This is a genomic window from Mesorhizobium sp. M7A.F.Ca.MR.148.00.0.0, from assembly GCF_003997735.1.
In the GTDB taxonomy this organism is placed as follows: Bacteria; Pseudomonadota; Alphaproteobacteria; order Rhizobiales; family Rhizobiaceae; genus Mesorhizobium.
Genome location: NZ_RZTB01000801.1, coordinates 1 through 202, shown reverse-complemented (window position 1 = coordinate 202; position 202 = coordinate 1). Strand labels below are relative to the sequence as shown.

1 protein-coding gene is annotated in these 202 nt (G+C 66.3%); it reads left to right on the top strand.

The genetic code is table 11. The annotated features are described in order from the left end of the window. Positions 1–26: 26 nt before the first annotated feature. Positions 27–202 (top strand): ATP-binding cassette domain-containing protein (locus EOB49_RS36320; protein ID WP_127383603.1); only part of this gene is annotated, 176 nt, incomplete at its 3' end.

Sequence of the window (202 nt, the reverse complement as noted above, 5' to 3'; positions counted from 1 at the left end):
GGGCGGGAACAGGCAGGCGGCAGCCGATGACAGGGACTTCGCCAGCCGTCGTCGCGGCAAGCAAACTCGGACTGACCTTCCAGACCAATGACGGGCCGGTGCAGGCGCTGTCCAACGTCGATCTCACCATCGGCAAGGGGGAGTTCGTCTCCTTCATCGGGCCTTCGGGCTGCGGCAAGACCACGCTGCTGCGCGTCATCGC